Below are 12,890 nucleotides of genomic sequence, written 5' to 3' on the forward strand. Positions count from 1 at the left end.
TCCCTTCTGCCCGAAATCGATTCCGATGAAAGCCTCCCAGTTCTTTATTTCCACCTTGAAGGAAGCTCCGGCAGATGCCGAAGTGGTCAGCCACAAGCTCATGACGCGGGCGGGCATGGTCAAGAAGCTCGGCGCAGGCATTTATAACTACATGCCCATGGGCTTGCGGGTGATCCGCAAGGTCGAGGCGATTGTGCGGGAAGAGATGAACCGTGCCGGTGCCGTGGAGTTGACCATGCCTGTGGTGCAGCCTGCTGAGTTCTGGCAGGAGACAGGGCGCTTCGAGAAAATGGGCCCCGAGTTGCTGCGCATTCAGGACCGCCATGGCCGGGACTTCGTGGTGCAGCCCACCAGCGAAGAAGTGATCACTGACATCGCGCGCCAGGAGCTCAAGAGCTACAAGCAGCTGCCCAAGAATTTCTACCAGATCCAGACCAAGTTCCGCGACGAGCGCCGTCCCCGGTTTGGCCTGATGCGCGGGCGTGAATTCATCATGAAGGACGCCTACAGCTTCGACAAGGACCAGACGGCCGCCAAGGCCAGCTACCAAGTCATGGCCCAGGCCTATCGCCAGATTTTCGACCGCTTCGGCCTGACCTACCGCGCCGTGGCGGCCGACAGCGGTGCCATCGGTGGCGACCTGTCTGAAGAGTTCCAGGTGATCGCTGCCACCGGCGAAGACGCCATCGTCTACTGCCCCGCGAGCGACTACGCCGCCAACATGGAAAAGGCCGAGGCACTGGCGCCAGCCGGCCCGCGCGGCGCTGCAACGCAAGCCCTGACCAAGACACCCACCCCCGGCAAGAGCACCTGCGCCGAGGTGGCCCAGCTGCTGGGCGTGCCGCTCAAGACCACCGTCAAGTCCCTGGTGCTGGCCACGGACGAAACCAACGGCGCGGGTGAAATCGTCAAGAGCCAGGTCTGGCTGCTGCTGTTGCGCGGCGACCATGACATGAACGAAATCAAGGCCGGCAAGGTGCCGGGGCTCGCCGGTTTCCGTTTCGCCACCTTGGGCGAAATCGAGGACCATTTCGGCTGCAAGCCTGGCTACCTCGGCCCCCTGCACCTCAAGAAGCCGGTAAAGATCGTGGCCGACCGCGAAGTCGCCCTGATGGCCGACTGGATCTGCGGGGCCAACGAGCCCGACTTCCACATCACCGGCGTGAACTGGGGCCGTGACCTGCCCGAGCCCGATGCCATTGCCGACCTGCGCAACGTGGTCGCCGGAGACCTCTCGCCGGACGGCAAGGGCGAGCTGGCGATTGAGCGTGGCATCGAGGTGGGCCATGTGTTCTACCTGGGCACCAAGTATTCCAAGGCGATGAACGCGACCTTCCTGGACGAAACCGGCAAGCCCCAGCCACTGGAAATGGGCTGCTACGGCATCGGCATCACGCGCCTGCCAGCTGCCGCCATCGAGCAGAACCACGACGAGCGCGGCATCATCTGGCCCGATGCGATTGCGCCATTCACCGTGGTCATCTGCCCCGTGGGCATGGACCGCAGCGAAGGCGTCAAGGCCACGGCCGAGCAGCTTTATGCCGACCTGCTGGCCGCCGGCGTCGACGTGATCCTGGACGACCGTGGTGAGCGCCCCGGCGCGATGTTTGCCGACTGGGAGCTGATCGGCGTGCCCCACCGCGTGACCATTGGCGACAAGAGCCTCAAGGAAGGTGTGGTCGAGTACCAGCACCGCCGCGACACGGCCGCCACCAAGGTGCTCACGGCAGACATTTTGGCCCACGTGAAGGGCCGCATGGCCGTATGAACGCGCCTTGGTTGGGTGCTGAGGATCGGCCTTCACCAGCGGGGGGCATGTCCCGGCGCGGTTGGCTGATGGCGGCTTCGTCCCTGGCTGCGCCGGCAGGCTGGCTGGCGGCGCCACCACTGGCGCACGCGGGCGGTCAGCTCGAAGAACCCCTGATGGATTCGGTGCGCACGGCGCTCAGCTCGGCGGTAGCCAACCAGGCCCCCCCCGAGCCCGAGTTCTTTACCACCGAAGCCCGCATCCACTACCTGCGCTGGCTGGGCACGATGAGCGATCGCCTGCGCCGGCGCAAGCCTGAATGGGAAGTGCGCCGCGATTTCCTGCAGACCGTCTGGTACGAGTCCAAGCGGGCCGGACTGGATGTGTCGTTGGTGATGGGGCTGATCCAGGTTGAAAGCGCGTTCCGAAAGTTCGCTGTCTCCAGCGTGGGGGCGCGTGGCTACATGCAGGTCATGCCGTTTTGGACGCGGGTGATCGGCGATGGCGACGCGGGCAAGCTCTTTCACATGCAGACCAACCTGCGGTTTGGGTGCGTGATCCTGCGCCACTACATCGACCGCGAGCGCGGCGACCTGTTCATGGCGTTGGGCCGCTATAACGGCAGCCGCGGGCGCTCGCCCTATCCGGATGCCGTGTTTGGCGCGCAGCGCACCTGGCTGTTTGGCGAGAAGCCACAAGTGCCGGCAGCTTGATTCGCTCCTATTTTTGTAGCTATCAACGCCTGATAGCCAAGCGCTGGGGCCGTATTTGATGCTTGATTTGGTGCGGTGGCTGGCGCCCGGGGCGCGGCGCGCCACGTTCCGGGGTGTGATGGAGCCAGGCAAGCGCTGCGCAGCGGCGAGTTTGGCGTGATCACGTTAAGGCCAGGGCGGGCACCACTGAGCTGGCGGCCGAAGTGGGCTTTCCCTCCGGCGCGCTCAACATCGTCACCGGCTATGGCCACGAGGCGGGCGACGCGCGATAGGCTGCTTCATGACGTTGCACATGCGGCGTTGCGTACACGGCGCTGCCAAGACGGCACGGCGCCAGCACAGGCGCGCTGACGCCAGCCCCCAAGGGGTCACCCCCCCTTGGTCGCCGATGGACCCTCTGGCACCGTCCCAGTCGCTGCCGCACCACTGCCATCGGCCAGGGCCGACCCCAGCCGGGACACCATCACCTGGTCGATGCGGTAGCTGTCCACGTCCAGCACCTCGAACTTGTAGCCACCCCAGATCACGCTGTCGGTGCGTCGCGGCACGCGGCGCAGCATCACCATCAAAAAGCCGGCCAGCGTCTCGTATTCGTCGGCATGTGGCAGATCGTCGAGCGACAGCGCATGCAGCACGTCCTGCACCGGCGTCACGCCGTCGATGAGCCACGAGTTTTCATCGCGCCGCACGATCTGCTCTTCATCCGCAGGGCCCACCACCAAGTCGCCCATCACCGTGCTCATCACGTCGTTGAGCGTGACCACGCCCACCACGAGGCTGTACTCGTTGACGATGACGGCAAAGTCCTCATGCACCTGCCGGAACTGCTCGAGCACCTCGGACAGCGTGAGCCGGTCGGGCACGATGAGCACCTTGCGCACCAGGCTGTCATCCGCCAGCGAGATCGGCTGGTTGTTCAGCACCCGCTGGAACAGGTCCTTGGCGTCCACATAACCCACCACGTGGTCGATGTCGCGCTCGCACACGGGGTAAGTCGAAAACGGCTCGGCGGCGATGCGCAGCCGGATCACCGAATCCGGCTCATCGCGCAGGAAGAACGCCACGCGGTCGCGCGGTGACATGGCGCTGGAGACCATGCGCGTGTCGAGCTCGAACACGTTGGTGATCACTTGCTGCTCGCGTGCGGCCAGCACGCCGGCGCGGGCGCCGGCTTCCATCATGGCCAGGATGTCATCGGACGTGATGCGGTCGTCGCGCAGGGACGACATGCCCAGCAGGCGAAACAATGCGTCCGCGCTTCGGCTATACAGCCACACCACCGGGCGCAGCAGCGTCATGCACCAAGCCATCGGCTCGGCCAGGCGCAGCACCAGCCGCTCGGGCTCCGCCATGCCAAGCCGCTTGGGGAACAGGTCGGCAAACAGGATGAACAGCGAGGTGATGACCGCAAACGACGCGAGGAACCCTGCGGTCAGGGCCGTGGCGTCCGACAGCCACAGGCCGAAGAAAGAAGTGAAGTGCGGGCTCAGCGCCCCCTCGCCGACGATACCGCCAAGGATCGCCACCGCGTTCTGCCCGACCTGCACCACCGTGAAGTAGTCGCCCGGTTGTTCCTGCATGCGCAGCACGCGGTCGGCTCGTGCGTCACCCTCGTCGGCCATCTGGCGCAGCCGCAAGCGGCGCGCGGCCGCGAGCGAAATCTCGGCCATCGAAAAAAAGGCACTGGCTGCAATCAGCAGCACGATCACGAAGAGGCTTTGGGAGAGGGAGAGAGTCATGGAGGGCGGCAGGGCGCGGCGCTAGTTCACACCGGTGCAGCAAGTGTATCTGTGCCTCCCGCGCGGGGATGTCGGGCCCGCGGAACGGGCACAGCCGCGCCGCCCGCGGATGGCCGCACAGGCTGGCTTGCGTGCCGGCGCGGCGGCCGCTGCAGCCAGCCGCCGCCAGCGCCCGGCGCGCCTACTGCACGAAGCCGATGCGCCCGCGCCCGGCCGCCGCCTTGGGCAGGTCGGCGATTTCCACCGTCGAGCGGCGGTCCAGACGGGCATTGCCAAACCCCGTCATCAGCGCCCGCCGCATCTCGCGCGGAGGCATGTGCGCCAAGTGGTCCAGCACATCGTCCAGTGGCTCCGGGTCCAGCAGGCGCCCCCAGTCGTGGCCGGCGCGGATGCCGGTGTACAGGTTGTGGGCGATCGTGCGGGCCTGCTCCAGCGTCGGCGCTTCCACCTCGAACACGTTCATGCGGTTCAAGATCGGGTCCGGGATGCCGCGCGGGTCGTTGGCGGTGGTGATCCAGATCACCTGGCTGGCGTCGATGGCGACTTCGGCGAACTCGTCGGTAAAGCTCTGCGCGGTGTCGTGCTCGAGCAGGCTGTACAGCGCGCCCAGCGGGTCGTATTGCGCGTCGGTGCTGGCCTTGTCAATTTCGTCCACCACGATGACGGGATTGGCGTATTCGCCCTCCACCAGCGCTTCGAACACCTTGCCGGGCCGGGCGCCTTTCCACTGCGCGGACGAACCCGACAGCAGCCAGCCTGCGGTCATCGAACTCATGGGCAGCAGGTTCATGCCAGTGCCCAGCAGCGTGGCCAGGTGGCGCGCAAAGTGCGTCTTGCCGATGCCGGGCGGGCCCAGCAGCAGCATGGGCGTGACCTCCAGGCCATCGCTGCTGTCCTGCGCCAGCGCCACATGGCGCTTCACATCGTCCAGCACGTCGGTAAAGTTGGGCAACTGCTCGTACAGGCTGGCCATGTCCGGGATGCCCGAGGGCTTGACCTGAAACCGCTCCGGGCCGCGCTCCAGCATGCGTTCGTACACGGTGCGCAGGGTTTCGTATTCGCGCTGGTTGCCGGACTCCTGCAGCCGTGCGAGCTTGCGCTCGACATCGCCGGGGTGGAACACATTGCGCATCTGGGCCACCGGCAGGCGAAGGGCGGGGGGCTGGGGAACAAGGCTATGGCTGGTCATTGCATGCTCCTTTGTGGCGTGAGGCCACAAAATCATTCAAGCACACAACATGCCCGCGTCAACATCGGAGAAGCCCGCTATTGGTGCCCCTGTTACCGATGCTGTTGCACGCGTGCATAAAAAAACCGCCCGAAGGCGGCTTTTGCGACGGAGCCGAGGCTCATGCTTCGGTGCCCAGCACCTGCTTGAGTTCGCCCGATTCGTACATCTCCATCATGATGTCCGAGCCACCAATGAACTCGCCCTTGACGTACAGCTGCGGGATGGTGGGCCAGTTGCTGTAATCCTTGATGCCCTGGCGAACGGCGTCGTCTTCGAGTACGTTCACGGTAACCACGCTTTTAGGGTCCACGCCGCAGGCCTTGAGGATCTGAATCGCGCGGCCCGAGAAGCCGCACATGGGGAAACTGGCGCTGCCTTTCATAAAGAGCAGGACTTCGCTGGACTTGACGAGGGCGTCGATGCGTTGCTGGGTGTTGTCGCTCATGGGGAATTCCGTAGGTTAAAGCCAGATACCCCCATTATCCCCGTTTAGCGCAAACCAGGGATGGCCTGCATAACCCCCGCGGGGCGGGGAAAGTGCGGATCGGGATGGGATACAAGGCGCCTTTTTGCAGCCAATAGCACGGCTATTGGCAAGAAAAGCAACGCGGTAGACCGCCCGAGGCCGCGCTATCCCCGGCCGCAGGGCGTTGTGCAGGCCATCCCTTGGTGCCCGGGTCAGCCTGTCAACTTTCGCAGTGTGCCTTCCATCTTTGCGACGTTGCCCGCTTCGGTCTCCAGCTTCTTGAGCAGCACGTTGACCTTGTCCAGGCTCGCCTGGGTCGTGGCCTGCACGTTCGAGCCCACGAAGGACACTTCCTTGGGGTTTTGCTCCACGTAGGTCACCAGCTCCATCGTCGCCGCCAGCATGCCCTTCATCGCGGGCAGCAGCTGCAGCATCACGCCGCCGAGCTGGGTGACGAGCTTGTCGAACGCGGCGTCGTACACCGCCTTCAGGTCCGCGGGCTGGCTCAGGGCGTTCTTGGCGGCCGTGGCGCGGTCGATGCGCGCCTTCACGTCCTGCTCGGCTTGGGGAATGTGCTCCAGCAGCTCGTTGACCTGCGTGCGCTTGGCAAGCAGCTGCGGCAGCGAGCGCATGCTCTGCATGGCGGCCATCATCTTGGTCAGCGGGGAGTCCGACATCTCCTGGTTGAAGCCCGTGATGATGTCGTAGTGCGCTGCATACGCGCCAAACGCCTTGCGCTGCTGTTCGTTGAGCTTGGGCACGGCGGCGCGCGGGGTGTTGAGCACGCGGGTCTGCAGAAATTCGATGAACGCCTTGCGTTCGCCGGGCTCGGAGCCGCAGCCGCTCAAGGCCAGGGCGGCGCCCAGGGACAGCGCACTCAGGCGGGTCAGCGCCCTGCGGCGCGAGGCAATGTGATGCATGAAGGTCTCGCAATAAAAAGCGGAAGGAGCCAGCAAGCCACACCGGCTGGGGAAATTGCCACGGGCCCCGGCATAGAACGCCACGGCGGCTGCCATGGTGGCTCGGTGACGGGGCGGGCAGTTCAGCGCGACAGGGTGTGCAAAGCTGCACACCGCCGCAGCTGCCGAGACACGGGCGCCCGGCGTGGACGGAAGCCGATGATTATCAAATCGACCCCATGGGCGGCCCGGCCTTTGTTGTAACAGTTGGTGGCCGTGAGAACGCGCGTAGGCGCTGTGACCAACGGGGGGCAGTCGCACTGAGCGGTGCTGGTCTCAACGACTCCGCCGCACGCAGGCTCCGGCAGGGGCCGCCACATCCAATGCCCCGAACTACCGCCAGCAGCCGCCGGTACAACGCTCCACACCCGCCAGGTCGCGCCGGCTCTCCACACCGCTGAAGCCTGCGGCACTCAGCAACGCGCGCACGGCCTCGGCCTGGTCGTAACCGTGCTCCAGCAGCAACCAGCCACCCGGCGCCAGGTGGCGGGGCGCCTGCAGGGCGATGGCGCGGATGTCCTCGAGCCCGTCGGCTCCGCTGGCCAGGGCTTCCAGCGGTTCGTGCGTCAGGGCCGCAAGGTGCGGGTCGGCGCTGGCGATGTACGGCGGGTTCGACACGATGGCGTCAAAGCTCGCGCCCTCCATCGGCGCCAGCCAGTTGCCCTGCTCAAACCGCACCGGCAGGCCCAGGCGGGTGGCGTTGCCCTGGGCCACGGCCAGGGCGTCGCTGCTGGCATCCACGGCCCACACCTGGGCGGTGGGGCGCTGGCTTTGCAGGGCCAGCGCGATGGCGCCGCTGCCGGTACCCAAGTCCACCACGCGCGGGGCAGGCAGGGGGGCGATCACGTCCAGCGCCCAGTCCACCAGTGTTTCGGTGTCGGGCCGCGGGTCGAGCACGCGCGCGTCGATGTGCAGCGGCAGGCCGTAGAACTCCTTGCGGCCGGTGAGGTACGCCACCGGCTCGCCCGCCGCGCGGCGCTGGCACAGGGCGATGAACTGCGCGTGCAAGGTGTCGTCCAGTGCATCGGTGTCGTGCGCCAGCAGCCACGCCCGGCCGGCGTCGGGGCGGCCCAGCGTGTGCAGCAGCAGCAACTGGGCGTCGATGCGGGCCAGGCCCAGGGTGTGGGCCTGGTGCAGCGCCTGGGCGAGGGTGTGAGAAACGTCGTTCACTATAAATTTGATAGCTGCCAGCGCTTATCAATCAAGCGCTGGAAGCTAATTTGACTCATATTTTGCGATAGGCGCCGCGGGCCGGGCTGCAGCAGGGCCGCGGCTCAGTTCGTCGCCCCGGTCTCCAGCTCTTCCAGCTGCTCAGCCTCGCGCGCATGCGCCAGGGCTTGCAGCACGTCGGCCAGGTCACCCTCCATCACGTACAGCAGCTTGTACAGCGTGAGGTTGATGCGGTGGTCCGTCAGCCGCCCCTGCGGAAAGTTGTACGTGCGGATGCGGTCGCTGCGGTCGCCGCTGCCGATCAGGCCCTTGCGCAGCGCAGCCTCCTTGGCGGCGCGTTCGCTGCGGTCCTTTTCTTGAATCCGCGCCTGCAGCACCTGCAGTGCCTTGGCCTTGTTGGCGTGCTGGCTGCGGCCGTCCTGGCATTCGGCCACGATGCCGGTGGGCAAGTGGACCACGCGCACGGCGGAGTCGGTCTTGTTGATGTGCTGCCCGCCCGCGCCCGATGCGCGGAAGGTGTCGATGCGCAGGTCGGCCGGGTTGAGCTTGATGGCCTCGTGCTCGTCGGGCTCGGGCATCACGGCCACGGTGCAGGCGCTAGTGTGGATGCGGCCTTGGGTTTCGGTGGCGGGCACACGCTGCACGCGGTGCCCGCCGGATTCGAATTTCAGGGCGCCGTACACATGGTCACCCTCAAAACGCAGCACGATTTCCTTGTAGCCGCCCAGTTCGGCCGCGTTCTCGCTCACGATCTCCACCTTCCAGCCCACGCGGTCGGCGTAGCGGGTGTACATGCGCGTGAGGTCGCCCGCGAACAGGGCCGATTCGTCGCCGCCCGTGCCCGCGCGGATTTCGACAAACGCATTGCGCGCATCGTCGGGGTCCTTCGGCAACAACAGGCGCTGCAGTTCGTCCGCGAGCTGCAGCAATTCGGCTTCAGCAGCGGTGATTTCTTCCTGCGCCATCTCGGCCATGTCGGGGTCGGCCAGCATCTCGCGCGCACTGGCCAGGTCGGCCTCGCGCACCTGGTAGCGCGCATAGCGGCCAGCGATCTGCGTGACCTCGGCATGTTCGACGGAGATCCGCCGGTACTGCGCCATGTCGCTCATGATGTCTTCGCGCGAGAGCAAAAAGTCGAGTTCGCCCAGGCGCTGCGCGTAGCGCTCCAGCTGGCTTCTGAGAAAGGGTTTCATGCGAGGAGGGGAAAAATAGGTTTGCTACTGATTTTGTAGCTGCTAGCGCTTATATATCAAGCGCTGGAGGCCGATTTGGCTTGAAATCGGGGCGGGCTGCGGAGCGGGCGAGCGCCGCTACAACCCGTGGGGAGGCTTGGCTTGCGAGCGCAGGAACAGGCGCGAGACCGTCTGGGCCGTCTGGGCGCGCATCTCGGCATCGCCCGCGCGCAGCTCGGCCAGGGTGCCGTGCAGCATCTTTTGCGTGAGGCCGCGCGACAGCGCCTCCAGCACCGCGTCCACGTCCTCGCCCTTGGCCAGGAGCTTCTTGGCGCGCGCGATTTCCAGCGCGCGCCACTCGTCCGTCTGCGCGTTGAGCTGCTGGATCAGCGGCACCACCGCGCCGGCTTCGGCCGCCGGGCTGCGCAGCTCCATCCAGTGCATGAAGCTCTGCACGCCCGCGTCGATGATGGCCTCGGCCTGCGCGACGGCGGCCTGGCGGTTGGCCTGCGCCGTCTGCACCACGCTGGCCAGGTCGTCCACGGTGTACAGGTACACATCACCCAGGGCCTTGACCTCGGGCTCGATGTCGCGCGGCACGGCCAGGTCGACCATGAACATCGGGCGGTGGCGGCGCTTTTTGAGCGCACGCTCCACGGCGCCCAGGCCGATGATGGGCAGGCTGCTGGCGGTGCAGCTGATGACGGCGTCGAACTCGTGCAGGCGCTCGGGCAGGTCGGCCAGGCGCATCACCTCGCCGCCGAAGCGGGTGGCGAGTTTTTCGCCGCGCTCGAGCGTGCGGTTGGCAATCGCGATCTGCTTGGGGTTCCGGGCCGCGAAGTGTGTGGCGCACAGCTCGATCATCTCGCCCGCGCCGACGAACAGCACGCGGATCTTGCCGAGGTCTTCAAACAACTGGCTGGCCAGGCGCACGGCGGCGGCGGCCATGCTGATGCTGTGCGCGCCGATCTCGGTGCTGCTGCGCACTTCCTTGGCGACGGCAAAGCTGCGCTGGAAAAGCTGGTTGAGCGTGGTGCCTAAAGCGCCGGCCGTCTCGGCGGCGCGCACTGCGTCCTTCATCTGGCCCAGGATCTGCGCCTCGCCGAGCACCATCGAATCGAGCCCGCTGGCCACGCGGAAGGCATGGCGCGCGACCAGGCTGTCTTCGAGCGTGTAGGAGTGCGATCGCAGCAGCGCGGGGCTCACGCCGCCGCTTTGCGCCAGCCAGCCCAGCGTGTGGTCCATGGCCGGAGCGTTGCCCGCGCAATAAATTTCGGTGCGGTTGCAGGTGGAGATGATGGCCGTCTCGACGCCCGGATGGTGGCCGGTACCACCCAGCGACTGGCGCAAACCCTGCAAGGTGGGGGCGATCTGGTCGAGCGCGAACGCGAACCGGCCACGCAGATCGAGCGGCGCGGTGGTGTGGTTGATGCCGAGGGCCCAGACTGCCATAGCCGCCGATTATAAAATTGTTGGCTTGTGTGAGCGACCGTGCTTGCCTAAGCCTTGATTTGGGTCAATTCCATGGGTCCTCTCGACATCCTCAACCACACACTGAATTTCCTGGCGCCGGCCGCTGCGCTGGCGCTGGTGCTCGTGCTGTGTGGCCGGTTTTTTGGCGCCAAGGGCGGTGCGGCGCTCTCGCGCTGGCGCCAGTTCGCTGTTGTTTTTGTGGTGGGCCTGGTGGTGCTGGCCTGCGGCCTGGTGGTGTGGGGGCGCGACGGCAAGATGCTGACCTATGCCGCGCTGGTGGTGGGCTGCGCGACCACGCAGTGGGTGCTATTGCGCGCTTGGCGCTAGGGACGCTCCCTGGCCGGCGCCGTCAGCCGAGCTTGTGCCGTGTCTGCAGCAAGCCCAGGCCCAGTGCGATGAAGGTTGCGCCCACGATGCGGTTGAACAGCTTGGCGCGCGCGACGACGTGGCCCTTCACGAGCGAAATCAGCGCCACGTAGAACGCGTGCGAGATCAGCGCCCAGACGGCGAACGTCGTGGTCAGCAGAAGGTATTGCGTGAACAGCGGGTCGCCAGGCGTGATGAACTGCGGGAACAGGGCCGAGAAGAACAGGATGGCTTTGGGGTTTGTCAACGACACGCCCAGGCCCTGCGCCACCAGCTGCCAGTTCTTGCGCTCCCGCCGCTCGGCAGGCGCGGTGCCCGCATCGTTGCCGATCAGCGCGTCCTTGCTGCGCCAGCGCTTGATGCCCAGCCAGACCAGGTACATCGCACCGGCCACTTTCATGGCGAGGAACGCGTTCGCCGACATGCTGAGAATGGTCCCCATGCCGATCATCGCCAGTCCCGACACGGCGAAGATGCCGATCACGCTGCCCAGCGAACTGAACGCCGTTCGTTTGGCGCCAACGTCCACCGAGTTCGAGACCGCCAGCAGCACGGCCGGGCCGGGGGTAAAACACATCAGCAGCGAGACGCCGCAAAAGACGAGCCAGTGGGTGAAGGTCATGGTGAGCGTGCTTTCAGTCGCTGCGAACAGCGGGTATTTTCGACGAGCGCGCAGTGCGTGCACTGCCTGCAATGCGTGCCAGAGGCTCTTGCGGGTAACACCCCGTGCCAGCCCCGGAAAGCCGGCCTAAGCTGCAGCCTTCCTGTTCAGAAACCTCAAAAAGGAGATCTTCGCATGCGCCTGCGCACCTGCCTGGCGGCCGCCGCCTTGGCTTGCCTTTCCTCCGTGGCCGCCCTGGCCCAGGGCTTTCCCTCCAAGCCGATCCGCATCGTCGTCGGTTTTCCGGCCGGCGGGCCGCTCGACCAACATGCGCGCCTGCTCACCGACAAGCTGCAGGCCGTGCTGGGCCAGCCGGTGCTGGTCGACTACAAGGCCGGCGCGGGCGGCACGGTGGGCGCGCAGGACGTGATGAAGGCGCCGCCTGACGGCCACACCCTCATGCTGGCCAACACCGGCGTGATGGTGATCAACCCCGGCCTGTACAGCCGGCTGCCGTACTCCACGCTCAAGGATTTCACGCCGATTGCGCGCACGGCCATGCAGCCGCTGGCGCTGCTGGTCAACCCCAACGTGCCGGCCAAGAATCTGCAGGAGTTCATGGCCTATGCCAAGGCCAAGCCGGGGCAGGTCAACTTTGGCTCGGCGGGCAATGGCGGCATCAGCCACCTGGTGCCCGAGATGTTCAAGACCGCCACCGGCCTCTTCATGGTGCACATCCCCTACCGCGGCAGTGCGCCTGCGTTCACCGACCTGATGGGCGGGCAGGTGCAGTTCATGGCCGAGAGCATTCCGCAGGCCGCGGCGTACCACAAGCAGGGCAAGGTGCGTGCCCTGGCGGTGACCAGCCGCGAGCGCAACCCCGCGCTGCCCGATGTGCCCACCGTGATCGAGAGCGGCATCAAGGGCTTCGAGGTGGTGGGCTTCTACGGCTTTCTGGCGCCCGCCGGTACGCCCAAGGACGTGGTGGCCAAGCTCAGCGATGCGTTCAGCCAGGTGATGCAGTCGCCCGAGGTGAAAAACCGCATGGTGAGCCAGGGGGCCGATCCGGCATTTCTGGGTGCGGACGACTTCGCGAAGTTTCTGGCTGCAGAAATGCCCCGCTGGGCGGATGCGGTGAAGAAGTCCGGCGCGAAGGTGGACTAACAGGCTGGACCCAAGTCCATGCACGCCGGGCTTGTCGATGCGCTGCATGAGGTGTCGACCCGCTCAGCGCGGACGGTGCGCACTGGTTT

Annotated in this window: 12 protein-coding genes; 4 read left to right on the forward strand and 8 right to left on the reverse strand. The window is 66.2% G+C overall.

What is annotated here, in order from left to right; genetic code table 11:
• Nucleotides 1-25: 25 nt before the first annotated feature.
• Together ACSQ3Q_RS05255 and ACSQ3Q_RS05260 are read left to right on the forward strand one after the other, a co-directional pair.
• Nucleotides 26-1,768 carry a proline--tRNA ligase gene (locus tag ACSQ3Q_RS05255; protein WP_436133355.1) on the forward strand — a complete coding sequence of 581 codons (1,743 nt, stop codon included), beginning with the start codon at nucleotides 26-28 and terminating at the stop codon, nucleotides 1,766-1,768.
• 47 nt (nucleotides 1,769-1,815) lie between these two features.
• Nucleotides 1,816-2,460 carry a lytic transglycosylase domain-containing protein gene (locus tag ACSQ3Q_RS05260; RefSeq protein WP_436133356.1) on the forward strand — a complete coding sequence of 215 codons (645 nt, stop codon included), beginning with the start codon at nucleotides 1,816-1,818 and terminating at the stop codon, nucleotides 2,458-2,460.
• 368 nt (nucleotides 2,461-2,828) lie between these two features.
• On the opposite strand, the gene ACSQ3Q_RS05265 is transcribed toward ACSQ3Q_RS05260, so the two are convergent.
• From ACSQ3Q_RS05265 to hemA, 7 genes are all read right to left on the reverse strand, one after another.
• Nucleotides 2,829-4,199, reverse strand: coding sequence for a hemolysin family protein (locus tag ACSQ3Q_RS05265; protein WP_436133357.1), 1,371 nt, complete (start codon nucleotides 4,197-4,199; stop codon nucleotides 2,829-2,831).
• Between the two features lie 181 nt (nucleotides 4,200-4,380).
• The gene (locus ACSQ3Q_RS05270; RefSeq protein ID WP_436133358.1) at nucleotides 4,381-5,388 is read right to left on the reverse strand and encodes an AAA family ATPase; all 1,008 of its coding nucleotides are present in this window, start codon (nucleotides 5,386-5,388) and stop codon (nucleotides 4,381-4,383) included.
• A 160-nt stretch (nucleotides 5,389-5,548) separates the two neighbouring features.
• On the reverse strand, nucleotides 5,549-5,875 hold the full coding sequence (gene grxD / locus ACSQ3Q_RS05275) for a Grx4 family monothiol glutaredoxin (RefSeq protein WP_436133359.1): 327 nt from the start codon (nucleotides 5,873-5,875) through the stop codon (nucleotides 5,549-5,551).
• A gap of 233 nt (nucleotides 5,876-6,108) precedes the next feature.
• Nucleotides 6,109-6,912 (reverse strand): DUF3053 family protein, encoded by an 804-nt coding sequence (locus ACSQ3Q_RS05280; RefSeq protein ID WP_436133360.1) that lies wholly within the window; start codon nucleotides 6,910-6,912, stop codon nucleotides 6,109-6,111.
• A 276-nt stretch (nucleotides 6,913-7,188) separates the two neighbouring features.
• Nucleotides 7,189-8,025 carry a peptide chain release factor N(5)-glutamine methyltransferase gene (gene prmC / locus ACSQ3Q_RS05285; RefSeq protein WP_436133361.1) on the reverse strand — a complete coding sequence of 279 codons (837 nt, stop codon included), beginning with the start codon at nucleotides 8,023-8,025 and terminating at the stop codon, nucleotides 7,189-7,191.
• Nucleotides 8,026-8,129: 104 nt separating this feature from the next.
• Nucleotides 8,130-9,218 (reverse strand): peptide chain release factor 1, encoded by a 1,089-nt coding sequence (gene prfA, locus ACSQ3Q_RS05290; RefSeq protein ID WP_436133362.1) that lies wholly within the window; start codon nucleotides 9,216-9,218, stop codon nucleotides 8,130-8,132.
• Between the two features lie 117 nt (nucleotides 9,219-9,335).
• Nucleotides 9,336-10,649: a glutamyl-tRNA reductase gene (gene hemA / locus ACSQ3Q_RS05295; protein ID WP_436133363.1), complete on the reverse strand. Its 1,314-nt coding sequence runs from the start codon at nucleotides 10,647-10,649 to the stop codon at nucleotides 9,336-9,338.
• Nucleotides 10,650-10,721: 72 nt separating this feature from the next.
• Here hemA and ACSQ3Q_RS05300 point away from each other — a divergent pair, with 72 nt between their 5' ends.
• Entirely contained in the window at nucleotides 10,722-10,997 is a 276-nt protein-coding gene (locus ACSQ3Q_RS05300; protein WP_436133364.1) for a hypothetical protein, read from the forward strand.
• 22 nt (nucleotides 10,998-11,019) lie between these two features.
• Here the strand turns inward: ACSQ3Q_RS05300 and ACSQ3Q_RS05305 are convergent, their stop codons facing one another.
• Nucleotides 11,020-11,658, reverse strand: coding sequence for a LysE family translocator (locus tag ACSQ3Q_RS05305; protein ID WP_436133365.1), 639 nt, complete (start codon nucleotides 11,656-11,658; stop codon nucleotides 11,020-11,022).
• A gap of 174 nt (nucleotides 11,659-11,832) precedes the next feature.
• Here ACSQ3Q_RS05305 and ACSQ3Q_RS05310 point away from each other — a divergent pair, with 174 nt between their 5' ends.
• Nucleotides 11,833-12,801 (forward strand): Bug family tripartite tricarboxylate transporter substrate binding protein, encoded by a 969-nt coding sequence (locus ACSQ3Q_RS05310; protein WP_436133366.1) that lies wholly within the window; start codon nucleotides 11,833-11,835, stop codon nucleotides 12,799-12,801.
• The last annotated feature ends 89 nt before the right edge of the window (nucleotides 12,802-12,890 follow it).

This window comes from Acidovorax sp. LjRoot129 (assembly GCF_964253765.1).
Lineage (GTDB): Bacteria > Pseudomonadota > Gammaproteobacteria > Burkholderiales > Burkholderiaceae_C > Acidovorax.